The organism is Sphingomonas sp. So64.6b (assembly GCF_014171475.1).
In the GTDB taxonomy this organism is placed as follows: Bacteria; Pseudomonadota; Alphaproteobacteria; order Sphingomonadales; family Sphingomonadaceae; genus Sphingomonas; species Sphingomonas alpina_A.
The window spans coordinates 673,834-698,856 of record NZ_CP048817.1; the positions used below are offsets into that span (position 1 = coordinate 673,834).

Annotated in this window: 20 protein-coding genes; 18 read left to right on the forward strand and 2 right to left on the reverse strand. The window is 63.9% G+C overall.

Annotated features, from left to right (window positions below; all coding sequences use genetic code 11):
* Nucleotides 1–132: 132 nt before the first annotated feature.
* The 13 genes from murF (at nucleotide 133) to G4G27_RS03190 (ending at nucleotide 17,005) form a co-directional block, all read left to right on the forward strand.
* Nucleotides 133–1,530, forward strand: coding sequence for a UDP-N-acetylmuramoyl-tripeptide--D-alanyl-D-alanine ligase (murF, locus tag G4G27_RS03130; RefSeq protein WP_183111989.1), 1,398 nt, complete (start codon nucleotides 133–135; stop codon nucleotides 1,528–1,530).
* The gene (gene mraY / locus G4G27_RS03135; protein WP_183111991.1) at nucleotides 1,530–2,600 is read left to right on the forward strand and encodes a phospho-N-acetylmuramoyl-pentapeptide-transferase; all 1,071 of its coding nucleotides are present in this window, start codon (nucleotides 1,530–1,532) and stop codon (nucleotides 2,598–2,600) included. The genes murF and mraY overlap by 1 nt, the downstream gene beginning before the upstream one ends.
* Complete coding sequence (murD, locus tag G4G27_RS03140; protein WP_244624530.1) at nucleotides 2,597–3,982, forward strand: UDP-N-acetylmuramoyl-L-alanine--D-glutamate ligase; 1,386 nt, start codon at nucleotides 2,597–2,599, stop codon at nucleotides 3,980–3,982. Before mraY ends, murD begins: the two co-directional genes overlap by 4 nt.
* Entirely contained in the window at nucleotides 3,979–5,202 is a 1,224-nt protein-coding gene (locus G4G27_RS03145) for an FtsW/RodA/SpoVE family cell cycle protein (protein WP_244624531.1), read from the forward strand. Before murD ends, G4G27_RS03145 begins: the two co-directional genes overlap by 4 nt.
* A complete protein-coding gene (murG, locus tag G4G27_RS03150; protein WP_183111995.1) occupies nucleotides 5,199–6,359 on the forward strand; it encodes an undecaprenyldiphospho-muramoylpentapeptide beta-N-acetylglucosaminyltransferase in 1,161 nt (386 codons plus the stop codon). The genes G4G27_RS03145 and murG overlap by 4 nt, the downstream gene beginning before the upstream one ends.
* Complete coding sequence (murC, locus tag G4G27_RS03155) at nucleotides 6,356–7,771, forward strand: UDP-N-acetylmuramate--L-alanine ligase (RefSeq protein ID WP_183111997.1); 1,416 nt, start codon at nucleotides 6,356–6,358, stop codon at nucleotides 7,769–7,771. The genes murG and murC overlap by 4 nt, the downstream gene beginning before the upstream one ends.
* Complete coding sequence (gene murB / locus G4G27_RS03160) at nucleotides 7,729–8,667, forward strand: UDP-N-acetylmuramate dehydrogenase (protein ID WP_183111999.1); 939 nt, start codon at nucleotides 7,729–7,731, stop codon at nucleotides 8,665–8,667. Before murC ends, murB begins: the two co-directional genes overlap by 43 nt.
* On the forward strand, nucleotides 8,664–9,608 hold the full coding sequence (locus G4G27_RS03165) for a D-alanine--D-alanine ligase (RefSeq protein WP_183112001.1): 945 nt from the start codon (nucleotides 8,664–8,666) through the stop codon (nucleotides 9,606–9,608). Before murB ends, G4G27_RS03165 begins: the two co-directional genes overlap by 4 nt.
* Nucleotides 9,608–10,564, forward strand: a complete 957-nt coding sequence (locus G4G27_RS03170; protein WP_183112003.1) for a cell division protein FtsQ/DivIB — start codon at nucleotides 9,608–9,610, stop codon at nucleotides 10,562–10,564. Before G4G27_RS03165 ends, G4G27_RS03170 begins: the two co-directional genes overlap by 1 nt.
* A 5-nt stretch (nucleotides 10,565–10,569) precedes the next feature.
* The gene (gene ftsA / locus G4G27_RS03175; protein WP_183112005.1) at nucleotides 10,570–11,832 is read left to right on the forward strand and encodes a cell division protein FtsA; all 1,263 of its coding nucleotides are present in this window, start codon (nucleotides 10,570–10,572) and stop codon (nucleotides 11,830–11,832) included.
* Nucleotides 11,833–11,945: 113 nt separating this feature from the next.
* A complete protein-coding gene (gene ftsZ, locus G4G27_RS03180) occupies nucleotides 11,946–13,451 on the forward strand; it encodes a cell division protein FtsZ (RefSeq protein WP_183112007.1) in 1,506 nt (501 codons plus the stop codon).
* A gap of 243 nt (nucleotides 13,452–13,694) precedes the next feature.
* A complete protein-coding gene (locus G4G27_RS03185; protein ID WP_183112009.1) occupies nucleotides 13,695–15,845 on the forward strand; it encodes an SPOR domain-containing protein in 2,151 nt (716 codons plus the stop codon).
* Nucleotides 15,842–17,005 (forward strand): deoxyguanosinetriphosphate triphosphohydrolase, encoded by a 1,164-nt coding sequence (locus G4G27_RS03190; RefSeq protein ID WP_183112011.1) that lies wholly within the window; start codon nucleotides 15,842–15,844, stop codon nucleotides 17,003–17,005. The genes G4G27_RS03185 and G4G27_RS03190 overlap by 4 nt, the downstream gene beginning before the upstream one ends.
* A 3-nt stretch (nucleotides 17,006–17,008) precedes the next feature.
* On the opposite strand, the gene G4G27_RS03195 is transcribed toward G4G27_RS03190, so the two are convergent.
* A complete protein-coding gene (locus G4G27_RS03195; RefSeq protein WP_210275214.1) occupies nucleotides 17,009–18,133 on the reverse strand; it encodes an MFS transporter in 1,125 nt (374 codons plus the stop codon).
* 202 nt (nucleotides 18,134–18,335) lie between these two features.
* On the opposite strand from G4G27_RS03195, the gene G4G27_RS03200 reads away from it, so the two are divergent.
* Nucleotides 18,336–18,992 carry a TetR/AcrR family transcriptional regulator gene (locus tag G4G27_RS03200; RefSeq protein WP_183112015.1) on the forward strand — a complete coding sequence of 219 codons (657 nt, stop codon included), beginning with the start codon at nucleotides 18,336–18,338 and terminating at the stop codon, nucleotides 18,990–18,992.
* Between the two features lie 132 nt (nucleotides 18,993–19,124).
* On the opposite strand, the gene G4G27_RS03205 is transcribed toward G4G27_RS03200, so the two are convergent.
* Nucleotides 19,125–19,475, reverse strand: coding sequence for a hypothetical protein (locus G4G27_RS03205; protein WP_244624532.1), 351 nt, complete (start codon nucleotides 19,473–19,475; stop codon nucleotides 19,125–19,127).
* Nucleotides 19,476–19,640: 165 nt separating this feature from the next.
* On the opposite strand from G4G27_RS03205, the gene G4G27_RS03210 reads away from it, so the two are divergent.
* The 4 genes from G4G27_RS03210 (at nucleotide 19,641) to G4G27_RS03225 (ending at nucleotide 24,946) form a co-directional block, all read left to right on the forward strand.
* The gene (locus G4G27_RS03210; protein WP_183112016.1) at nucleotides 19,641–21,158 is read left to right on the forward strand and encodes a DUF1800 domain-containing protein; all 1,518 of its coding nucleotides are present in this window, start codon (nucleotides 19,641–19,643) and stop codon (nucleotides 21,156–21,158) included.
* A gap of 3 nt (nucleotides 21,159–21,161) precedes the next feature.
* A complete protein-coding gene (locus tag G4G27_RS03215) occupies nucleotides 21,162–22,313 on the forward strand; it encodes a DUF1501 domain-containing protein (RefSeq protein ID WP_183112017.1) in 1,152 nt (383 codons plus the stop codon).
* A 179-nt stretch (nucleotides 22,314–22,492) separates the two neighbouring features.
* Nucleotides 22,493–24,217, forward strand: coding sequence for an arginine--tRNA ligase (argS, locus tag G4G27_RS03220; RefSeq protein WP_183112018.1), 1,725 nt, complete (start codon nucleotides 22,493–22,495; stop codon nucleotides 24,215–24,217).
* Between the two features lie 3 nt (nucleotides 24,218–24,220).
* Nucleotides 24,221–24,946, forward strand: coding sequence for an SPOR domain-containing protein (locus tag G4G27_RS03225; protein WP_183112020.1), 726 nt, complete (start codon nucleotides 24,221–24,223; stop codon nucleotides 24,944–24,946).
* Nucleotides 24,947–25,023: the final 77 nt, after the last annotated feature.

Sequence of the window (25,023 nt, forward strand, 5' to 3'; positions counted from 1 at the left end):
CTCCCCTTGTGGGAGAGAGAGGGGCCCGTCGCTCTTGCGATGGGAGGGTGAGGGGGACAGCCTTGGCGGTTCCGTACATCATTCCCCCTCATCCGGCCCTTCGGGCCACCTTCCCCCACAGGGGGAGAAGGAATGACGCTTTGGAACTCAGCCGAAATCGCTGCTGCAACCGGTGGCGTTGCCTCGGGCGACTTTACCGCGACCGGCGTCACCTTCGATTCGCGCGAAGTTAGCCCCGGCGATCTGTTCATCGCGCTGTCGGGCGAAGCGACCGACGGGCATAAATTCCTCGATCAGGCCTCCGAGCGGGGAGCGTCGGGTGCGATCGTCGCGCAAGCGACGACGCACCCGCATGCCCCGGGGTTTGCTTTGCCGCATGTTCTTGTCCCCGACACGATGGCGGCGCTCGAAGCGCTGGCGATCGCGTCGCGCGCGCGGAGCAGGGCACAGATTATCGGTGTGACCGGGTCGGTCGGCAAGACCAGCACAAAGGAAGCGCTGTTCGCCGCGCTCGATCGGGGCGATCCGGGCGCGGCGCATCGGTCGGTCAAGAGCTACAATAATCACACCGGCGTGCCGCTGAGCCTTGCCCGTATGCCGGCCGAAGCGCGTTTCGGGGTGTTCGAGATGGGCATGAATCATGCCGGCGAGCTGGCGCATCTGACGACCCTGGTTCGCCCCAATGTCGCGATGGTCACCGCGATCGCGCCGGCACACACCGCATTCTTCCCCAACGAATCCGCCATCGCCGATGCCAAGGGCGAGATTTTTGCCGGGCTCGAGCCGGGCGGGATGGCGATCATCCCATTCGACAGCCCGCACCGTGACCGGTTGATCGCCGCCGCGCTGCCGCATGCCGACCGGGTCGTCACGTTCGGGCTCGATGACGGTGCCGATGTTCGTGCGATCGAGACGATGCGCCTGTCGACCGGTGCCACCTTCGTCACGGCGCGAGTCGGCGAGCGGGAATTGAGCTTCACCATGGCGCAGCCGGGGCTGCACTGGGTCTCCAATGCGCTGGGCGTCCTCGCGGCGGTCGATGCGGTCGGCGGCGATCTGGCGCTGGCGGGGCTTGCACTTGCCGAGCTTGGCGGGATGCAGGGGCGCGGCGCGCGCTTGATGGCGAAGATCGCGGGCGGTGAAGCGCTGGTGATCGACGAGAGTTATAATGCCAACCCGTCATCGATGCGCGCAACGCTTGCTGTACTCGGTGCGGAGACGGTGCAGCGCAAGATCGCGGTGCTCGGCGAGATGCGCGAACTGGGTGAAGCGAGTGCGGCCTATCATGCCGCTTTGGCCGATCCAATCGACGAAGCGGGCGTGGCGTACGCCGTACTGGTCGGTCCGGAAATGCTGCACCTCGCGAACGCGCTTGAGGGTCGCGTGCAATTCGTTCATGTGCCCGACACCGCTGCCGCCCGAACGAACCTGATGAAAATATTGGCGCCGGGCGATGCGGTGCTCATCAAGGGATCGAACGGAGTGGGGCTTTCGGCATTGGTCGCAAGCCTCGCGAACGGGACAGCATAATGCTTTATTTCATCGCCGAGTATCTGGGCTTTCCCGGGGCACTGAACCTTATCCGCTATTTGTCATTCCGCTCCGGCGGCGCGGTGGCGACGGCCCTGGTAATCGGGTTGATCATCGGACCGAAGTTCATCGGCTGGTTGCGGGTGCGCCAGGGCAAGGGACAGCCGATCCGCAGCGACGGGCCGCAGACTCATCTCGCCAAGCGCGGCACGCCGACGATGGGCGGGCTGATGATCCTGACCTCGATGGTGCTGTCGATCCTGTTGTGGATGGATCTCAGCAATCCGTTCGTCTGGGCCTGTCTGTTCGTGACCCTCGGTTTCGGTGCGATCGGTTTCCTCGACGATTATGACAAAGTGAAAAAGGCGAGCACGGCGGGCGTTTCCGGGCGGATGCGGTTGCTCGGTGAATTCGCCATTGCCGGCATCGCGAGCTGGATCATCATCGGGCAGAACGGCACGCACCTCTATGTGCCGTTCTTCAGTGGCGTGTCGCTCGATCTCGGCTATTTCTACATTCTGTTTGCGGCATTCACGATCGTCGCGTTCGGCAATGCGGTGAATTTGACCGATGGACTCGATGGGCTGGCGACCATGCCGGTGATCATCGCCGCGGTCGCGTTCATGATCATCGTGTACCTTGCCGGTAACGCCAAATTCGCCACCTATCTCGGCATTCCGCATGTCCGCATGGCGGGCGATCTGGCGATCTTCTGCGGCGCTATCGTCGGCGCGGGGCTGGCCTTTCTCTGGTTCAACGCCCCGCCGGCGGCGGTGTTCATGGGTGATACCGGCAGCCTTGCACTGGGTGGCGCACTCGGCGCGATCGCGGTCGTCGCACATCACGAACTGGTACTTGGTATTATCGGCGGGCTGTTCGTGGTCGAGGCGCTGAGCGTCATTATCCAGGTCTTTTTCTATAAACGAACCGGCCGGCGCGTGTTCAAGATGGCGCCGATTCATCACCATTTCGAGCAACTGGGCTGGAGTGAGCCGACCGTCGTGATCCGTTTCTGGATCATAGCGCTGGTGCTCGCACTGGCCGGACTTTCGACGCTGAAGCTCAGGTGATCACATCGCCGATCTGGCGCGGCAAACGCTTCGCGGTCCTGGGGCTGGCGCGCTCCGGAGTGGCAACGGTGCGCGCCTTGGTGGCGAGCGGGGCTGAAGTCGTTGCGTGGGACGCGAAGGAGACGGCTCGGGACGGTCTGCTTACTCCCTCTTTCCTCCGGGGAGAGGGTAGGGGAGAGGGGCTGTCGCAAGCGACACCTCTCGCTACTGCCCCTCTCCCAACCCTCTCCCCGGCGGGAAGAGGGCTTTTGGAGTTCGCCGATCCGGAAACTATCGATCTTGCCGGCTTTGACGGACTGGTCGTGTCGCCCGGCGTGCCGATCAATCGCCACCCGGTGGCTGGCAAGGCGCTTGCGGCCAGTGTTCCGATCATCGGGGACATCGAATTGTTTGCCCAGGCGCGGGGCGATCTGCCGGCGCACAAGGTTGTCGGAATCACCGGTACCAACGGCAAATCGACCACTACCGCGCTGATCCATCACATCCTCGAAACCGCCGGCATCCCGGCGCGGCTCGGCGGCAATATCGGCAAGCCGATTCTCGGCGAGGAGCCGCTGTCAGCGGGCGGCGTCTATGTGCTTGAACTGTCGAGCTACCAGATCGACCTCACCTTCAGCCTCGATTGCGATGTCGCGATTCTGCTCAACATCACGCCCGACCATCTCGACCGCTATGACGGGTTTGCAGGCTATGCCGCATCCAAGGCGCGGCTGTTCTCCATGCAATCGCCGGAGCATGCCGCGATCATCGGTATCGGCGACACTGCATCGGCGCAGATCGCGCGCGGCCTGTCGGCGCGGGGGGAGCGCCTCACCAAGATCGCGCCTGGCGTGTGCATGGATCAGTCGCGCTGGCCCTCGCTGCAAGGTCCGCACAACGCGCAGAACGCGCTCGCCGCCATCGCCGCGTGCCAGGCGCTTGGCGTGAGCGAGGCGCTGATCGACCAGGGTCTGGAAAGCTTCAAGGGCTTGCCGCACCGCATGGAGCTGGTCGCGGCACGCAACGGCGTTGCCTTCGTCAATGACAGCAAGGCGACCAATCCGGATTCGACCGCGCCGGCTTTGGCCGCGTTCGATCGCATTCACTGGATCCTCGGCGGGCAGGCCAAGTCGGACGATCTCGACGCCTGCGCGCCGCATTTTGGCAATATCGCGAGCGCCTACACGATCGGCGAGGCAGGACCGCGCTTCGCCGCCTTGCTCGCCGGCAAATTCCCGGTCGAACAGAGCGGCACGCTCGCTGCCGCGGTGATCAGTGCCGCAAACCATGCCGTGTCGGGTGAGACGGTGCTGCTATCGCCGGCGTGCGCCTCGTTCGACCAGTTCCGCGATTTCGAAGATCGTGGCGACGCGTTCCGCGCAGCTGTGGCAGCGCTGGCATGACCGACCTGCGCACTCAGGGTCGCAAGGGCGGCATGTGGAACCGGATGAAGGATCGCGGCGGTCGCGGTGACCGCTCGCCGCTTGGCCTGTGGTTCTGGGATATCGACCGTGTGCTGCTGCTGCTTGCGCTGCTGCTGATTGCGATCGGACTGGTCGCGGTCGGCGCGGCATCGCCTGCCGCTGCGCAGCGTTATTCTGACGAGAAGCATCATATACCGCCGCTTTTCTATCTGTGGTGGCAGCTTGCCTGGGTCGGTGTATCGCTGCCGGTGTTGTTCGCCGTGTCGATGCTGCCGGTCGCTTTCGCGCGGCGTATGGCGTTGATCGGTACGGTTGTGTGCCTCGTGTTGCTGATGCTGGTGCCGTTCTTCGGCATCGAGCGTAACGGTGCGACACGCTGGCTCGATTTCGGCGTTTCGCTTCTCCAGCCCTCCGAATTCCTCAAGCCGTTCTTCATCGTCACAACGGCGTGGCTGTTGTCGTTGCGCGCGCAGGACAGCGACCTGCCGGTGGTGACGATCACCGGTGCGCTCACCGCTCTGGTCGCGCTGCTATTGATGATGCAGCCCGATTTCGGCCAGACGGTGGTATTTGCGGCGGTGTGGCTTGCACTGCTGATGATCTCCGGCACGCCGGTCAAGGTTATGGCGGCGCTGATCGGCTGCGTGCCCGCCGGGCTGCTCGCGGCCTATCTCTTCTATGACACCGCACGGGTGCGGATCGATGCCTTTCTGTTTCCGGGCGCTGAGGGCGGGTCGGACAATTTCCAGACCAATGCCGCGCATAACGCGATCACGGCCGGCGGCTGGCGGGGGACCGGTCCAGGCGGCGGCACAATGAAATTCCGTCTGCCGGAAGGGCATACCGATTACATCTTCTCGGTGATCGGCGAGGAGTTTGGGCTGGTCGCCTGTGCGGTGATCGCGATCCTGTTTCTGGCGATCGTGGTGCGGGTGTTCGTCAAGCTGCTCGACGAGCAGGACGAGTTCCGTCTGTTCGCCGCAGCCGGTCTGGCGACCCAATTCGGGGCACAAGCGCTGATCAGCATGGCGGTCAATACCGGCCTTGCGCCTTCGAAAGGCATGACTTTGCCCTTTATCAGCTATGGCGGATCCTCGTTGATAGCTTTGTCGATCGGTATGGGATTGCTGCTTGCCTTTACCCGTCGAAATCCGTTCGTATCGCGGTCACCCTATATCGCACGGTGGAGCGGCGAATGAACAAGACACGGCATTTCGTCCTCGCGGCGGGCGGTACCGGCGGCCATATGGTGCCGGCAGCGGCATTGGCGAGCGAGCTCAAGGGGCGTGGCCACCATGTCTCGTTGATCAGTGACGAGCGCGGCGTGCGGTTTCCCGGTCTGTTCGAAGGTATCCAAACGCATATCCTGCCCGCCGGGCGGCTGAGCGGCGGCCCGGTCGGTTGGGCGAAAGCGGCATCTGCGATGTATAAAGGTCGGGTGCTGGCGATCGAGTTGTATCGGCATCAGCGTCCCGCGGCAGTGATCGGCTTTGGTGGCTATCCTGCGCTCCCGGCTCTGCTCGCCGCATTCAATCAGGGCATTCCCAGCGCGGTGCATGAACAAAATGCCGTGCTTGGCCGAGTCAACCGGCTGGTCGCGGGCAAGGTCAGCGCGATCGCCACTTCCTATGCCGAGGTCGAACGGCTGAAGGACGCGCATCGCGGCAAGACCCATCTGGTCGGCAATCCGGTGCGCGACGCGGTACTCGCGCTGCGCAACCAGCCTTATCCGCTGCTCGAGGAGGATGGCATCTTCCGTGTGCTGGTCACCGGCGGCAGCCAGGGCGCGAGCGTGCTGAGCCAAGTCGTGCCCGACGGATTGTCGTTGCTGCCGATCGGCTTTCGCCGCCGCCTGCAGGTAACGCATCAAGCGCGGATCGAGGATATCGACGCGGCGCGGGCGAAATATGCCGAACTGTCGATCGCGGCCGACCTGGCGACCTATCTACCCGACATGCCCGAGCATCTCGCCTGGGCGCATGTCGTGATTGCGCGAGCGGGCGCATCGACGATCGCCGAACTGACCGCGGCGGGACGGCCCGGTATTCTCGTTCCGCTTCCCACGGCGACCGACGATCATCAGACCGCGAACGCGCGCGAGATCACCATGGCGGGAGGGGCCCGCACGATTGAGCAGCGCAACTTCACCCCCAAGGAACTGGCCAAGCAAATGCAACGGCTAGGGCTCGATCCGGCGGCACTGCAAAATGCCGCTGGCCGTGCGCGCAGCTGTGGGCGGCCCGATGCAGCGCGCGACCTCGCCGACTTGGTCGAGAGCCTCGACGCGCCGGCCGGCGATATGCTGGTTGGTGAGGGGCGCCCCAAGAAATTTGGTGATAAGGCAGCGTTTGCATGAAGGGTGTCGCGACAGATATCGGCACGATCCACTTCGTCGGCATCGGCGGCATCGGCATGTCGGGCATCGCCGAGGTGATGAAGAATCTCGGCTATGACGTGCAGGGGTCGGACGTGGCCGAGGGTTATGTCGTGCAGGGTCTGCGCGACAAGGGCATCGTGGTGCATGTCGGCCATCATGCCGATAATCTCGGCGATGCGGCAGTGGTCGTCACCTCGACCGCGATCAAGCGCGACAATCCGGAAGTGAATGCCGCGCTCGAACGACGCATCCCGGTTGTGCGGCGCGCCGAGATGTTGGCCGAACTGATGCGTCTCAAATCGACCGTCGCGGTGGCGGGGACGCATGGCAAGACAACGACGACCTCGATGGTCGCGGCCTTGCTCGATGCCGGCGGGGTGGATCCGACCGTGATCAATGGCGGGATCATCAACAGCTATGGCTCGAACGCGCGGCTTGGCGCGAGCGACTGGATGGTGGTCGAGGCGGATGAGAGCGACGGCAGCTTCTTGCGGCTTGACGGCACGATCGCCGTGGTCACCAATATCGATCCGGAACATCTTGATCATTATGGTTCGTTCGATGCGGTGAAAGACGCGTTCGTCGACTTCATCGAGAATGTGCCGTTTTACGGTGCGGCCTTGTTGTGCCTCGATCATCCCGAAGTGCAGGCGATCATTCCGCGCGTGCGCGATCGCCGCGTGGTGACTTATGGCTTTGCCGCACAAGCCGATGTGCGCGGCGTCAATGTGACGCCGATACCCGGCGGCAATCGCTTCGAATGCCTGGTGCGCAGCCGCGACGGATCGGTGCGGTCGATCGAGGGGATCGAAATGCCGATGCCCGGCCGCCATAATGTGCAGAACGCACTGGCGGCAATCGGCGTGGCACTGGAACTCGGCATCGACGATGCGACGATCCAGCAGGGCCTCGCCAAATTCGGCGGCGTGAAAAGGCGCTTTACCAAGGTCGGCCAGATTCCGGTCGAAGGCGGTATGGTCACGATCATCGACGATTACGGCCATCATCCGGTCGAGATTCGTGCCGTGCTCGCGGCGGCGCGCGAGGGCGTGGAAAACCGCGTCATCGCGGTTGTCCAGCCGCATCGTTACTCGCGTCTCGGCAATCTGATGGAGGAGTTCCAGCAAGCGTTCAACGATGCCGACATAGTGCTGGTTACGCCAGTCTATGCCGCTGGCGAGGCGCCGGTGGAGGGCGTCGATGCCGACGCGCTGGTCGAGGGACTGAAGCGGCGCGGGCATCGCTCGGCGGCAACAATTGCCGACGCCGATGCGCTTGCGAGCGTTCTGGCGACGACGATCCAGGCTGGCGATATGGTCGTGTGCCTTGGCGCGGGCGACATCACCAAATGGGCGGCGGGCCTGGCCGATGCGATCGAGGCGAAGCGGTGACCGTCTGCTACGCCCTTCCACCCGTGCGCGGCACCGCCACGCATGAAGGCAGCCTGGCCGATTTCATCTGGTTCCGCACCGGCGGACCGGCGGAATGGCTCGTGCGACCCGAAGATGTGAATGACCTTGCCGCGTTCATGGCGGGCCTCGATCAGTCCACGCCGGTCTTGCCGGTCGGAGTAGGATCGAACTTGATCGTGCGTGATGGCGGCGTGCCTGGCGTAGTGGTGCGCCTGCCCAAGGCGATGGCGAAAGTTTCGGTCGAGCCGGCCAACAGGGTCAGGGCGGGCGGCGCGGCAATGGGCATTTCGGTTGCCAGCGGCGCGCGCGATGCGGGCATTGCCGGGCTGGAATTCCTGCGTGGCATTCCCGGCACGGTGGGCGGCGCGGTTCGGATGAATGCCGGCGCCTATGGTCGCGACACAAGCGATATCCTGATCGAAGCGACAATTGTGACGCGCGGTGGATCGGTCGAAATCTGGTCGGCGGCAAAACTTGGTTATACCTATCGTCACTCCGACCTGCCGGCCGGTGCGGTGGTGGTCGAAGCATTGTTTGAAGGCATACCCGGCGATTCCAAGGTGATCGGAGCGGAGATGGACCGCATCGCCGCCGAGCGTGAAGCGTCACAGCCACTGCGTTCACGCACCGGCGGTTCGACCTTCAAGAATCCGGAAGGGCTCAAGGCCTGGGCGTTGATCGACGCCGCCGGATGTCGTGGGCTCACGCGCGGTGAGGCGCAGGTCAGCGAGAAGCATTGCAACTTTCTGCTCAATCTCGGGTCGGCGACCAGCGCCGATATCGAAGCGCTGGGCGAGGAAGTTCGCGACAGGGTAAAGGCTCATTCGGGAGTAGTGTTGGAGTGGGAGATTCAGCGGGTGGGGGTCGTCAAATGAGCCAGCTCCACGTTGCGGTCCTGATGGGCGGCTGGTCCGCCGAACGTGAGGTGTCGCTGATGAGCGGCACCGGCATTGCGGAGGCGCTGGAAAGCCGCGGCCACCGCGTCACACGGATCGACATGGGGCGCGATGTCGCCGCGAAGTTGACCGAAGCCGCGCCGGATGTCGTGTTCAACGCGCTGCATGGGACGCCCGGCGAAGACGGAACGGTGCAGGGTATGCTCGACCTGATGGGTCTGAAATATACTCATTCCGGTCTCGTCACCTCGGTCATCGCGATCGATAAGGTGCTGACCAAACAGGCGCTGGTACCGCACGGCATTCCGATGCCGGGCGGTCGCATCGTCAAGAGCGCGAGCCTGTACGAGGGCGATCCGTTAACCCGGCCCTATGTGCTGAAGCCAGTCAATGAGGGCTCCTCGGTCGGCGTCGCGATCGTCACCGACAGCGGTAATTACGGCAATCCGATCGCGCCCGGCGCGGCGGGACCGTGGCAGGAATTCGACGAGTTGCTCGCCGAGCCGTTCGTGCGCGGGCGCGAACTGACCACCGCAGTGCTGGGCGGCGAGGCGCTCGGGGTCACCGAGCTCAAGCCGAAGAGCGGTTTTTACGATTACGAATCCAAATATACCGAAGGGCTGACCGAGCATGTCTGCCCGGCCGACATTCCCGATGAGATCGCCGAGGCGTGCAAGGCGATCGCGGTCGAATCGCATCGGCTACTCGGCTGCAGGGGCGCGTCGCGATCGGACTTCCGCTGGGACGATGAACGCGGCGTCGACGGTCTGTTTCTGCTTGAGGTCAATACTCAGCCCGGCATGACGCCGCTCAGCCTGGTACCTGAACAGGCACGGCATATCGGGATGAGCTATGCAGAGCTGGTCCAGAGAATCGTCGATGACGCGCTCGTCGGATCTGACACTGGGGGAGGTGCCTGATGGCCGCCACGCTCAAACGCGCACCGGCGCGCCGTCCGGTCCAGAAGCGCAAGCAGCCGCGCACGTCGATCATCGATCGTATCATCGCCGCGCTGCCGATCAGCGAAGCGATGCTGCACCGCATCGCGACCTGGTCGATCACCGGCGCGGTGATTGCCGGGCTGGGTACTTTCGCGGTCTGGATGGGCGTGCCCGGCGCGATCGGCGTGGCGGTGGCCGAGGGGGTTGGCCGCGCTGGTTTCCGCGTCGAACAGATCGAGGTCACCGGGCTGAGCCGGATGGACCGGATGTCGGTCTATGCCGTCGCGCTCGACCAGCAATCGCGCGCGATGCCGCTGGTCAGCCTGGAGGAAGTACGCACCAAATTGCTGAAATATGGCTGGATCGCGGATGCCCATGTCTCGCGCCGGCTGCCCGATACGTTGCTTGTCCATATCGTCGAACGGCGGCCAACTGCTGTGTGGCAGGACAAGGGGCAATTGTCGTTGATCGCGGCGAACGGCGTATGGCTTGAGCCGGTCCGGGCCGATGCGATGCCTGATCTACCGCTGGTCATCGGCCCCGGCGCAAATGAGCAGGAGGCGGCATATCAACGCCTGCTGGGTGCCGCGCCCGCGCTGCGACCGCTGGTCAAGGCGGCGACGTGGGTTGGTAACCGGCGCTGGAACCTGACCTTTGAAAGCGGCGAGACGCTGCAACTGCCCGAGGGCAACGCGCCCGCCGCGCATGCGCTGATCAAATTCGCGGAGATGGATGGGGTAAAGCCCTTACTTGGCAAGGGCTGGTTGCGCTTCGATATGCGTGATCCGACCAAGCTGGTGGCGCGCCGACCGGGTGAGGAAACGGCGCGCGCAATCACTGATCCGACCGATGCGGATTCAAGTGACAAGAATAAGGCGCCGAAACCAGCGGTGATCGAAGCGAAGAAACATGTTGGCGTAATGGGGCAGGGGTAATTGGCATGGCAAAAACAGCACCAGAGGGGTTGATCACCGCACTCGACATCGGGTCGTCCAAAGTGTCGGCGATGATCGCGCAAAAGGGGGATGGCGGCGAACTGATCGTGCTTGGCACCGGTCAGCGCGAGAGCCGGGGCGTAAAGCGCGGTTATATTGCCGATGCCGATGCCACGGAGGCGGCAGTGCGCGAAGCGGTCGAGCAGGCCGAGCGGATCGCCGGGGTCAATATCCAGAACGTCTGGGTGAGCTTTTCGGCCGGCGGGCTAGTATCGGACGTCGCCTCGATCGAGTTCGAACTTGGCGGCCACCGCGTCGAGCAATCCGACATCGATGCGTTGCTGCAGGCCGGGCGCGAGTCGATAGATCCGGCTGGCCGCATGGTGCTACATGCACAGCCCGCGCTCTATACGCTTGACGGACTGACCGGCGTCAAGAAGCCGCTCGGTCTGCATGCCGACCGGCTTGGCGTGCATATCCATGTCGTTGCAGCTGACGGATCGCCGGTGCGCAACCTCGGCCTGTGCGTCGCCAATGCGCATCTCGAGGTGAAATCGATCATCGCATCGCCGGTCGCGACCGGCATGGCCTGCCTGTCGGATGACGAGCGCGAGCTGGGCGTCGCGCTGGTCGAGATGGGTGCGGGCGTGACTAACGTCTCGCTTTATGCGGGGGGCATGCTGGTCGGCCTGACCTCGATCCCGTTCGGAGCATCTGACATTACCAGCGATATCGCCTCGACCTTCGGCATGACGCCCGCGCAGGCGGAGCGGATGAAATGTTTCTACGGCTCGGCCAATGCGTCCCCACGCGACAATCACGAGATGATCGAGGTCGCACCGATCAATGCCGAGGACGATGTGCGCGAGGGTAGCCGGATCACCCGGGCGCAGCTGATCGCGGTGATCCGCCAGCGGCTCGATCACCTGATCGGCGAAGTGCAGAAGGCGCTGGTCGACCTGAAATTCTCCGGACCCGTCGGGCGTCAGGTGGTGTTGACCGGCGGCGGTGCAGAATTGAAAGGCATTGCCGATTACGCGCAGCAAGCGTTGGGGCGCTCAGTCAGGATCGGTCGGCCGCGTGGACTCACCGCCTTGCCGGAGGCGCATAGCGGCCCTGCTTTCGCAACTCTGGCGGGCCTGGCTTACTACGCCGCATCCGACCCGATCGACCTGCGCGAATTGTCGCCCGGACATACCATGGTGCATCGGCCAAAGGGTTTTGCGGTGATTCGCCGTTTGATCGCGATGGCCCGGGCCAATTATTAAAGAATTACGACATTCGGTATCTTTCCCGCTGGATACACCGCTAGCGATGGTGCAGAACGGATCAGACTAATTTAGCGCCGCGGGGTTATTGGGGCGCAGTGGAGACGAAGGTCATGAGCATCGAATTCCTTCCGCCCGAAGTTGACGAACTGACGCCACGTATCGCCGTTATCGGCGTGGGTGGGGCCGGCGGCAACGCGATCGCCAACATGATGCGCGCCGATGTGCAAGGTGTCGACTTCCTGGTCGCCAACACCGACGCGCAAGCGTTGAAGCAGTCGGACGCGCCGCATCGCATCCAGCTCGGCGCGAAGATCACGCAAGGCCTTGGTGCCGGTAGCCGGCCCGAGATCGGTCGTGCCGCGGCAGAAGAAACGATCGACCAGCTGACCAAGACGCTGGAAGGTGCACACATGTGCTTCATCGCCGCCGGCATGGGCGGCGGTACCGGCACCGGTGCCGCGCCGGTCATCGCCAAGGCGGCGCGCGATATGGGCATCCTGACGGTTGGCGTCGTGACCAAGCCATTCGCTTTCGAAGGAAGCCGCCGCGCCAAGGCGGCCGAGGCCGGCATTGAGGAACTGCAGAAATATGTCGATACGCTGATCGTCATCCCCAACCAGAATCTGTTCCTTGTCGCCAATGCCAACACCACCTTCAAGGAGGCGTTCCAGATGGCGGACGAGGTGCTGCAGCAGGGCGTGCGCGGCATCACCGACCTGATGGTCATGCCTGGCCTGATCAACCTCGACTTCGCCGACGTGCGCTCGGTGATGCAGGAAATGGGCAAGGCGATGATGGGCACCGGCGAAGCGTCGGGTGACAATCGCGCGATCGAAGCGGCGTCGAAGGCCATCGCCAATCCGCTGCTCGACGGCGTCAGCATGAAGGGCGCCAAGGGCGTCATCGTGTCGATCACCGGCGGCGACGATATGCGCCTGCTCGAAGTCGACGAAGCCGCCAATCATATCCGTGAGCTGGTCGACGAAGACGCCAACATCATCTGGGGTTCGGCATTCAACCCTGACCTTGAGGGCAAGATTCGCGTGTCGGTCGTCGCGACCGGCATTGAGGCGACCGCGCGCCCGATCGAAGCTGCGGCGCCCGCGTCGCGCGCCTTCACTTTCTCCGCGCCGAAAAAAGCTGAAGAGCCGGTTGCCGAGACGTTGGAAACTTATGGATCGGCGACTACCGATGGTGAGGCTGTCGCAGAGCCGGCTGAGGTCGATGCCTTTGCCGCCGAGCCGGTCGAAGCGTCGGATAGCGACGAACTGATCCTGGGTAGTGAGACCGAGGTTCCCGCGACCGATGGTGAAGAAGCGCAGCCGATCAAGGTTTTCGGTGATGACGTGCCGGCCGATGCCGCGCCGGCTAAGGATGTCGGAGCCGCCAGCGACGGCGGTGCCCGCCGCCGCTGGCTGTCGCCCGGAACGCCCGTTGCCGACGAAGAAACGGCCGCCGAAACGCCGGCCGCGCCAGCAGCGCCCCGGGTCAAACTGGGCGGCACCTTGTTCGAGCGCATGTCGGGCGCCTCGCGCGGTGCGGCGCGTGAAGAAGAGCCGGCCGACAAGGACCCGCTCGACATCCCGCGTTTCCTGCATCGCCAGAATAATCAGTAAGATAGCACGACGCGCGCCCGGCTTATCGTCGGCGCGCGTCGGCTGATCGTGCGGAAGCGATGGCGGACATTGTCGGCGCGGCATCGTTCAGGTCTAAGCAAGATTATCTGCGTCAACCCGGACCCGTTCCGGGATTCACCGTGCCATGCGCCAGCCCATGGTGTGATTACGGGACAGCGGATGCCGGGCAGGCCCGGCATGACGACTTCACTGGGACAGGCAAGGCGCTAAGCTGACACATTGATGCATGCCCGGCGTCTCCATATCCTGGCCCTGATGGCCTCACCTTTGTCGCTCATGGCGGGAGTGCCCGCGTTCGCGCAATATGAGGTCGTCCAGGCGGCGACACCTGACGCCGATGCACTTGCATCGGAAATGCGGCTGCTCGCGGTCAATCCTGCCGATCTAAACGCGCTGATCCGCGCCGGTGAGCTGACCCTGAAGCTCGATGACACAACTGCTGCGTCGGGCTTCTTCGCGCGCGCGGAACGGCTCGATCCGCGCAATCCGCGCATCAAGGCGGGAATGGGAACGTTGCTCGTCAGGAGCGGCCGGCCAGGCGAAGCATTGCGCCGGTTCGCCGAAGCCGAATCGTTTCGCGGCGATGTACGGCGCTTCGCCGCCGATCGCGGGCTCGCCTATGACCTGATCGGCGAACAGGAAAGAGCGCAGCGCGATTACCGGCTTGCCCTTAGCGATGGCGCGGTGGACGAAACGATCCGTCGCTATGCCCTGTCACTGGGTATTTCCGGTAAGCGCGACGAGGCGCTGGCAAAGCTCGAGCCACTACTTCGCCGCAGCGACCGTGCCGCGTGGCGCGCGCGCGCTTTCATCCTGGCAATGACCGGCGACGCGCCGGGCGCGGAGCGCATCGCGACCAGTATGATGCCGGGTGGTCTCGCTCAAGGATTGGGACCGTTTTTCCAGCGTCTGCCGCAACTCGGTGCGGTCGATCGCGCTTTTGCGGTACATTTCGGCGAAGTGCGCGGGTCGTGGCAGCGGACCGCGGACGCACGGCTGGCACCGGCGATGCCGGCATTGCAGCCCGAGCCCGGTCGCCCGGTCGTCATGGCGAGTGCGGTGTCGACCCCGCCCGCGATCGAAGAGAAGAAAGGTCGCCGCGACCGCAAAAAAGACAAGAGGAAGCGCGTGCCGGATCGCATTCAGGTCGCCACTGTCACGCCGCCGGTGCCATTGCCCGCACCGCCCGCTTATGTCGGACCGCCGGTCAGCACCGAAGTCGCGCAGGAAATCCCCGGCCGTTCCGAAGTCGTACAACAGGTTCCGGGCCGGACGGAGGTGGTGCAGGCCTCGCCCGGCCGGAACGAGGTCGCTCAAGCGGCCGCGCCAACCCAGTCACAGGCCCGTGATCGCGCCCCGCTGCCATCGGTCGCTTATGCGGCGGTTCGACCGGTGACCGTGACGGCAATGCCCGCACCCCGCCGTGAGGAAACCTCGCAAGCGGCGCAGTCCTCTGCTCGGGTGGCCGAGCCGCCGACGGCAACACGGTCCACTGAAGCAAAGCGCGACCCCGAGCCCGAGGCCGCAGACAACGAACCGGATGTGGTCGAGCCGGACACTCAGCCGGTAACGACCGTCGAAACACCGAGGCGGGTTGAGCAATCTGCCAAGGCAACGCCTGAACCGATTTCCGGACCTCCGGCGGAGCAGCCGGTCACGCCTGCTTCCACAGCCACCGCTGCTTCCCCAGCCCCAGCTGCTTCTACATCCTATATCACTCCCGCACCCGAGCCGCGGACGCCGCCGCCGGGGCTGGCGCGTGGCGAGGATTCGATCCTGGCGAAGATTATCGCCAATATCACCGTACCCGGCTCCGAACTCGACGTTGAGCCGGTCCAGCCAGCGCCTGCGCCGGTTCGGGTCGCTGAGGCGGCGCCCGCGGCGGTCGCGGCAAAGCCGCTCGCGGTGGCGAAGGCAGCACCTGACAATTCAGCCGCCGAAACTCAGGCGCTGGCCGCGCAAAAAGCGGCGGACAAAAACGCCAGCGACAAGAGACTCGCCGACAAAAAACTGGCGGACAAGAAGATCGCTGACAAGAAGCTTGCCGATGCCAAAAAGGCGGAGGAGCTGAAAAAGAAGAATGATCCCAAGATCATGGAACCCGCGCGTATCTGGGTACAGGTGGCGGGCGGCGCCAATGAAACAAGTCTGGCCAAGGCTTGGGAGCAGGTTCGCGCCAAGGCACCGGCCGCATTCAAGGGCCAGTCGGGCTGGACCACGCCGTTGCGGCTGACCAACCGCGTCCTTGCCGGACCGTTCAAGACGAACGATGAGGCACGCGCCTTCGTCAATCTGATCGCGAAGTCGGGCATTTCCGGCTTCACCTTCACCAGCGAAGCGGGTCAGAAGATCACCAGGCTCGGCGCTAAGTGACGACTCCAGCGCCTTGGGCTTCGGAACCGGTGCGCAGCAGGGGGCGGCTTCACAAGGAACAAGACGATACCCAACGCGGACCGCGTGATGCGTTTCAGCGCGACCGCGACCGGATCGTCCACTCGATCAGCTTCCGGCGGCTGCGCCACAAGACCCAGGTGTTCCTGGCCCCCGACGGCGATCATTTTCGCGTCCGCCTGACTCACAGCATCGAGGTCGCGCAGATTGGCCGCACGATCGCGCGTGCGCTGGGGCTGAACGAGGACCTGACCGAGGCGCTGTGCCTGGCGCATGATATCGGCCATCCGCCGTTCGGCCACGCCGGCGAGGATGCCTTGAAGGCGGCGCTGTCCGGGCAGGGCGGATTCGACCATAATGGCCATACGCTGCGCGCGCTGATGGAAATCGACAGCCCCTATCCGCGCTGGAACGGGCTGAACCTGACTTGGGAAACGCTGGAAGGGCTGGCCAAGCATAATGGACCGGTCAAATCACCGGGCTGGGCGCTGGTCGAGGCGAATGCCGCCTTTCCGTTCGACCTCGGTCGCTGGCCGTCGCTGGAAGCGCAGGTAGCGGCGATCGCGGACGATATCGCTTATGACAATCACGATATCGACGATGGCTTGCGCGCGGGCCTGCTGAGTCTCGATCAACTGCTCGAGGTACCGGTGGTCGCGCGCGGGTGGGCGGCGACCCTGGCGCGTTTTCCCGATGTCACCTCCGAAAGGCTCACCGGCGAACTGGTACGCAGCCAGATCGGCGCCATGGTCAACGACGTCATCGCTGAGACGCGCGCAAGGCTGGCCGCGGCCGACATCGAAACCGCTGACGACGTGCGAGGGGCGGGGCAGCTCGTCGGCTTTTCTCGGGCGATGCGCGATGAGGAGCGTGCGCTGAAGAAGTTTATGTACGCGTGCCTTTATCATCATCCGCATCAGATGGCGGCGGCGGACGCCGCGCACGGCGTGGTTGCGGGCCTGTTCGCCGCTTATCATGCCGACCCCGCACTGATGCCGGATGGCTGGGCCGCGCGCCTGCCGGAAAGCGAACCCGCGCGCAGCCGTCATATCGCCGATTTCATCGCCGGCATGACTGATCGCTACGCCGTGAACCGCTATCGCGAAGTAGTTGGTCGAGTCGATCTGCCCGAAGGCTTCTAAAGGTCACGCCGCCGGCTGTGGCGGGCCGCTATCTGGCTGGTCGCCCGCGAGGCTCTTCTGACCGAGCAGGACAATGAGCAACGCTATCGTTCCGGCGGCTACCGACACCCAGAAGCCGTTATACGCGCCGAATTTATCCACTACCAATCCCGTTGCGAACGATCCCAGCGCCATACCGATACCGATGCCGGTGGTCACCCAGGTCACGCCTTCGGTCAGCATCGCCGCCGGCACGCGGCGCTCGATCAGGCCGAACGCGGTAATGAAGGTGGGCGAGACTCCGATGCCGCTGAAGAAGATCGCCAGGGCGAGCAACGGCACCGTATTCGCGACCAGCAGTGGCAAGGTTGTCAGTGCGATGATGCCGACCGCGATGGCGAGTTGACGCTGCAGCGGCATGCTCAGCTTCAGCGCGCCAACGACCAGGCCGACGGCAAACGAGCCAATGGCGTACACGCCGATCACGAGCGTCGCGGCGCTGGGCTGACCCAGCTCTTTGGTAATAGCTACTGCGCTGACTTCTGCCGTTGCGAAGATCGCACCAACAAAGATCAGGGCGAGGGTGATGATCTGTACCGGGCGCTCCCGGATTGCGGAACCGCTACCATCTTGTCCCGCCTGCCTGACGCGAGGCTCTGTTGAGCGCTGTAGAATGAAGGCGGCGGATCCGAATGCGAGAAACAGCGTGCTCGCCAGCACGCCGGCCTCGGGAAACAATGATACGCTCAGGCCCACGGACAATGAGGCACCGGCGATATAGACCAATTCATCCGCCGCCGATTCGAACGCAAAAGCCGTATTGAGTTCAGGGCGATCGCGAAAGATTTCAGTCCAACGAGCCCGGACCATCGCTGGAATGCTGGGCATGGCGGCGGCGAGCAAGGCCGACAGGAACAATGTCCAGCTCGGCCAATGCTGATGGGTTGCGATGAGCAGCGCCGCGAAGGCGATCACCGATACGACCATGGTGGGCACGACCACTCTGGTTTGGCCAAGGCGATCGATCAGGCGCGATATCTGTGGGGCAATAACGGCGTTGGTCAGCGCATAGGTCGCCGAGACGGCGCCAGCGAGCCAATACTCCCCGCGAGTCTGCGACAACATGGCGACGATGCCGATCGGTGCCATGGCGATCGGCAACCGCGCGACGAAACCAGCGGCCGCGAAGCCCTTCGTGCCCGACGTGCGGAAGATTTCTCCATAAGGGTTGGGCATTGCAGGCTCCAGAATATTAGGGCCGCAAAGTTGACATACGCGGCGTATGAAATTTAGATAATTGCATACGCTGCGTATGTCAATTAATATACGTTCCGTATGTGAAGGAAGTCCAATGGCACACAGGCCACGCAAGGAAATGATCGCGGAGACACGCGCCAAACTGGTGAGCGCGGGGCGTCATGCGTTCGGCACGGTCGGCTATGCCGAGGCGTCGATGGATGATTTTACCGCCGCCGCCGGCCTGACGCGTGGTGCGCTCTATCATCATTTCGGCGACAAGAAGGGGCTCTTTAGAGCTGTCATCGTCGAGATCGACGATGAGATGGCGGCGCGGGTCAGCGAGGTCGCCCGGAGGGCGCTTACGCCCTGGCAGGGCTTTGTCGATGAATGCACCAGCTATATCGAAATGGCGCTCGAGCCGGAAATCCAGCGCATCATGTTCCGGGACGGCCCCGCCGTTCTGGGTGATCCGTCACACTGGCCGAACGCCAGCGCCTGCGAAGCCGCAATCGCGGGGCATCTTATCGCTCTGCAGCGAGAGGGGGTGGTCGTCGCCGATCTGGATCCCGACATAGCGGCGCGGTTGATCAACGGGGCAAGCAGTCAGGCCTCGCAATCGATCGCGAATTCCGATGATCCCGAGGCGATCTCGGGGAAGGTCGTTACGGCGTTCAAGACGCTGCTCGACGGACTGCTGATAAGCATGCCTGAACCTTTGCCGAAGACCCCACCGGCGCCATCGGACGCTGGCACGGCGTCGGGAAGCTGACGTCGCGCCAAGTGAATTTGCGCGTAGCCGTTATATCGGGGGTTTCATCGCCGCGATGACCGACCGGTACGCCGCCCTGTCGTTATCGCAGGTCGGCGGGCCGATCGGCTTGGGTCGGTAGATTCTCGATCGTCAGCGCGAGGCGAGTTCGTTCGATGCGACCGGTGTTCGTGGAGCCTTGGCGACAAAAGAGACAGGCTGGCCGCCAGCTCTGCCACTCACATGGTCTCCGCGCACGACGAGGCGGAATGAGCTCCCCGACGGATAGCTATGACCGACGAGCAGGAGATGATCGTCCTTTTCGGTCGCGGTGTAGACATAGGTCTCACCGTCACGTGTGAAACTCCGCTTTGATGATTCATCCGCGGTGCTGGCGGCGGCAGGGGTCATAAGCGAAACCGATAGCGAGGCGATCAGCAAGGATACGGTGACAAATTTGGTCATGATCTTTTCCTTTCGAGTGATCGAAAGCCGGATCAGCATCCCCGCGTTTCTGTATGAGTGGCATTATATTGCACTGCAGCATGTCGCCAACCGCAAAGATTGCACGACCAGTTGCAGGAAACGGACGACCAACCTGCGCGTTGGCATACTCCTGCGACAAACGGCGCCTATTCCGATTGTGAGCATGATCCGAGGAGCGAGCACATGTCGCAGCAAAGCATCGCGCTGAATCGCTTCGGGCTGGGCGGCCGCCCGGACGACATGTTGCCGGATGCGCCGGGCAAATGGCTGCTGATGCAGTTCGAAAAATTCGAGACGAAACCGGCTGTCATTGCCGCCTTGCCGGGGCGGCGTCAGCTCGCTGGCGAGCTGGCCGCCTATCTGGCCGAGACGAAGCAACTGCGCGCGGAAATGGCGCCACGCCGGAAAGGCATTGTCAACACAGCAACCGCGCCAATGATGGAAGATGGCCAGGCGTCGATGATAGCCGGTCGTCCCGTAGCGCCGGACGTGGAAAAGGCCGATGGCAATCCAAAGGACGCGGTTCAGCAGGCACGGCAATTCGCGCGGCAGCAGGGGCGCGGCCATTATGTCGATGCGGTCGGCGCCCGGTCGGTCGTTGCGCTGACCGGCCCGGCTCCGTTTGTCGAACGACTGGTGCATTTCTGGGCCAATCATTTTGCGGTGTCGGCCGACAAGCTGACGGTGATCGGCCTTGCGGGACTGTTTGAATTCGAAGCGATCCGGCCGCATGTGCTGGGCAAATTCGGCGAAATGCTCGCTGCGGTCGAGCGCCACCCGGCGATGCTGCTCTATCTCGATCAGGCGCAATCGATCGGACCCAACAGCCAGATCGGCAGCCGCGTCGCCAATCGGCCCAACCGCAAGCTCGGCCTGAACGAGAATCTGGCGCGAGAGATTCTCGAACTCCACACGCTGGGCGTGCGCACCGGCTACAGTCAGGCCGATGTCACCGAATTCGCCCGCGCGATGACTGGCTGGACCGTGGCCGGCCTGACCAGTGGTGCCGTCGCGCGGGGCGCCGGATCGAAGGGCGAGCCAGGAGATTTTATCTTTGCAGAGCGCATCCATGAACCGGGAGCGCGCACGATCATGGGCAAAAGCTATGCGCAGGCTGGCGAGCGCCAGGCGCAGGCGGTGCTGTCCGACCTCGCCGTCCATCCAGCGACGGCGGCGCATATCGCCACAAAGCTGGCGCGGCATTTCGCCGGCGACGTGCCGCCGCCTGCTTTGGTCGAGCGGCTCAAGGCGGCATTCCTGTCATCAAGCGGCGATCTGCCGACGGTCTATCGCGCGCTGATCGCCTCGCCCGAGGCTTGGGTGGAGCAAAGTGCCAAGTTCAAGACACCATGGGACTGGTCGATCTCGGCGATGCGCGCGCTGGGTACGAAAACGGTGCAACCCCAAGCGGTGACCGGTCTGCTCAGCCAGCTTGGTCAGCCGATCTGGCGGCCCGGATCTCCGGCCGGTTATGATGATATCGCGGGAAGCTGGGCCGGCTCGGATGCGGTGATGCGCCGGGTCGAGGCGGCTGAACGGTTCGCGGCGCGCAGCGGCGGGGCGATCGATGCGCGCGCACTTGCACCGAAGCTGTTTCCGGCGGCGGTAAGCCAGGCGACGATCCAGGCGCTGGCGCGCGCGGAAAGTCCGGGACAGGCGCTCGCGCTGCTGCTCGTCGCGCCCGAATTCATGCGGAGATAGGTGATGATAGACCGTCGTTCCCTGATCGGTACTGGCGCAATGAGCGCGCTCGCATTGCTTGCGCCGCGTATGGCCTGGGCCAAGGCCGAGACCGACAAGCGTTTCGTGTTCATCATCCAGCGCGGCGCGGCGGACGGGCTCGGCACAGTCGCGCCGGTCGCTGATCCGGCATTTGCCGGCGCGCGTGGTGTGCTCGCTGCGGATTTCGATGGCGCGGTGAGGCTCGATGCGATGTTCGCACTGCATCCGTCGCTGGCTACCATCGGCGGGTTCTACGCGCGGGATCAGGCATTGTTCGCCCATGCCATCGCCTCGCCCTATCGCGACCGGTCGCACTTCGATGGGCAGAACGTGCTCGAGACGGGCGGGGCAGGGGCGTATCGGGTCAAGGATGGCTGGATGAACCGGATGCTCGGCGTGATCCCTTCGGGCGAGGCGAAGGCGATCGCGGTTGCAGCGACGGTGCCGATGGCGCTGCGCGGATCGCGCGAGGTCGCGTCCTACGCGCCTTCCGCATTGCCCGATGCATCGGACGATCTGCTGCAACGCGTGACGATGCTGTACGAGGGCGACAGCCAGCTTCATTCGCTGTGGAGCGAAGCGATGAGCACACGCAAGCTGACCAGCGATCTTGCCGGCGACAATGGCCGCAACGCCGCGGCGACGGGCACGCTGGCCGCGAAGCTGCTTGCTGCGCCCGATGGCGCGCGGATCGCGATGATCGAAACCGGCGGCTGGGACACGCACGCGCAGCAGCGTGGGCGGCTCGGTGCTCAGCTCAAAGGCCTGGATGCGATGATCGGCGCGCTGCAGGCTGGGCTCGGACCACTCTGGGCCGACACCATGGTGCTTGTCGCGACCGAATTCGGGCGAACCGTGGCGATTAACGGAACCGGTGGAACCGATCACGGCACTGCGAGTTCAGCGATGCTGATGGGCGGTGGCGTAAAGGGGGGACGAGTGATCGCAGACTGGCCGGGACTTGAGGCAAGCGCACTTTATGAAGGTCGCGACTTGAAACCCACGATGCAGCTCGACGCATTTATCGGCGGGGCGGTCGCAAGTCATTTCGGGGTCGATCCCAAACGCACGATGATGACGCTTTTCCCCAATACACCGGACACGCCGGTGGTGCAGGGTTTACTGCGCGCCTGACCGGTGCGCGTTCAGTTCCTCCCTCCGGGGAGGGGATCGGCGGGGTGCCGCTATTTCGTAGGCTCAACCAAACGGGGTTGGTGCCTCGTCGATCCGAATTTCCCCTTATTGGGAAAAATTGAAGGTGCCGTCCGCTTCCGCTAAGGGCCGCGCTTACCTCTCAATCGACCGGACTAACAATGACCCTGTATACCCGTTTCGCCGCGCATCTCGATGCGGCGCTCGATGCGCTTGTCGCCTCGGGCGATCTGCCCGCCGGGCTCGGCCGCGCCGCAGTGACGGTCGAACCGCCGCGCGATGTGACGCATGGCGACCTCGCCACCAACGCAGCGATGGTGTTGGCCAAGCCTGCCGCGACCAACCCCCGTGCGCTGGCCGAGAAGATCGCCGCCGAACTGGGCAAACTCGAAGAGGTCGAGAGCGTTTCGGTCGCCGGGCCCGGGTTCATCAACCTTGCGCTGACCGAGGATACGTGGCGCGCCGAGCTGTCGGCGATTCGCGACGAGGGCGATGATTATGGCCGCTCGACGCGCGGCAAGGGCGTCACCGTCAACGTCGAATATGTTTCCGCCAACCCCACCGGCCCGATGCATATGGGGCATTGCCGGGGCGCGGTGGTCGGCGATGCGCTGGCTAACTTGCTGCAGTTCGCCGGGCACAAGGTGATCCGCGAATATTATGTCAACGACGCGGGCGGGCAAGTCGATGTGCTCGCGCGCTCGGCGCATCTGCGCTACCGCGAGGCGCTTGGCGCCGACATCGGCGCGATTCCGGAGGGGCTTTACCCTGGCGACTATCTGATTCCGGTGGGTCAGGCGCTGGCCCAAGAATTCGGCGACAAATATGTCGACGCACGCGAAAGCGATTGGCTTGCGCTGTTCCGCAAGACCGCGGTCGCGTCGATGCTGGTGCTGATCAAGGCCGATCTGGCGCTGCTCGGCATCCATCACGACCTTTTTTCATCCGAAGCAGAATTGCAGGCTGCGGGTAAGCCCGAGGCGGCCGAAGCGGCTTTGCGCGCGCGCGACCTGATCTATGATGGCGTACTCGAAGCACCCAAGGGCGAGACGCCCGAGGATTGGGAGCCGGTCGTGCTGCCGCTGTTCCGCTCGACCCAGTTCGGCGACGATCAGGATCGGCCGATTCGCAAATCGTCTGGCGAATGGACCTATTTCGGCGCCGATCTCGCTTATCATTACCAGAAGGCGCAGAATGCCGATGCGCTGATCGATATCTGGGGCGCCGACCATGCCGGCACGGTCAAGCGCATTGTCGCGGCAGTGCAGGCGCTGACCGGCGGCAAGACGCGCTTCGACGTCAAGCTGGTGCAGATGGTGCGGCTGTTGCGCGCCGGTGAACCGGTCAAGATGTCCAAACGCTCGGGCAATTTCGTCACGCTGGCCGATGTAGTGAACGAGGTCGGCAAGGATGTCGTCCGCTTCACCATGCTCACACGCAAGTCGGATGCCCAGATGGACTTCGATTTCGCCAAGGTGGTCGAGGCGTCGAAGGACAATCCGGTGTTCTACGTCCAGTATGCACATGCGCGGATCGCGTCGCTCGGTCGCAAGGTGGCGGAGGCGGGGATCCTGTGCGGTTCAGTGGACCTGTCCCAACTTGACACGCAGGAGCTCGCGCTGGTCAAGCTCGCTGCACAGTTTCCGCGGATCGTCGATACCGCTGCGGCGGCGCGCGAACCGCATCGTATTGCTTTCTATCTCTATGACTTGGCGGGATCTCTTCATTCCTTGTGGAATCTCGGCAAGGACGATCCGGCGCGACGGTTCCTGATCGCCGACAATGCCGACCAGACTTGCGCGCGGCTTTTCTTGGCCGAAGCAATAGGGCAGGTTATCCGCAACGGACTTGGCATCATGGGGGTGCAGGCGGTCCAGGAGATGTGACAGATGGCGACGTCGGACGATTTCGACATGCGCGATGAGGACCGGCTGCCCTGGCTGGAAACCGTCGACGAGGATTATGAGGCAGGACCCAGCCCGCTTCGTATCATCGCGCTGATCGCGCTTGCTCTCGTGGTCATCGCCGCGGCGCTGTTCGGTTACCAATATTATCAGAAGTCGCGCGGCGAAGCCGGCAACGGCGCGCTGATCAGCGCCCAGGAGGGCGATTACAAGGTCAAACCCGACGATCCTGGTGGCCTGAAGGTCGAGGGGGAAGGCGCTAGCGCAATCGCGACAAGCGACGGCGCCGCATCGGGTGACGCCAAGATCAATGTGGAGGCGGTGCCCGAGGCGCCGGTCGCCGGCACCAAGGCGAAGGCTGGTGCCGCCACGGCGGGCGCGGCCAAGGCCGTTACGGCGATTCCGGCATCCGGCGGGGCGCTCAAGGCTGCACCGACCGGTCCGGCCCGCTCCGCATCGTCAGGCGCTTCGGGTGGCGCACTGGTGCAACTCGGTTCCTTCCCCGACGAGGCGTCGGCCAACGCCGCCTGGACCAAGACATCAAAGCGCTTCACCTATCTCGCGCCGCTCGGCAAGTCGGTGCAGAAGGCCGATGTGAACGGCCGGACCATGTACCGCCTGCGCGTCAATGCGGGCAGCGCGGGGCAGGCGTCGAGCCTGTGCGGCAAGCTCAAGGTAGCGGGCGAGGCCTGCTTCATACCGAACGACTGAGGCTCTTTTTCTCCCCCTCCCTTAAAAGGGAGGGGCTTGTTATGGGGAGTGGCAGTTCAAACTTTTGAACGTCGCTC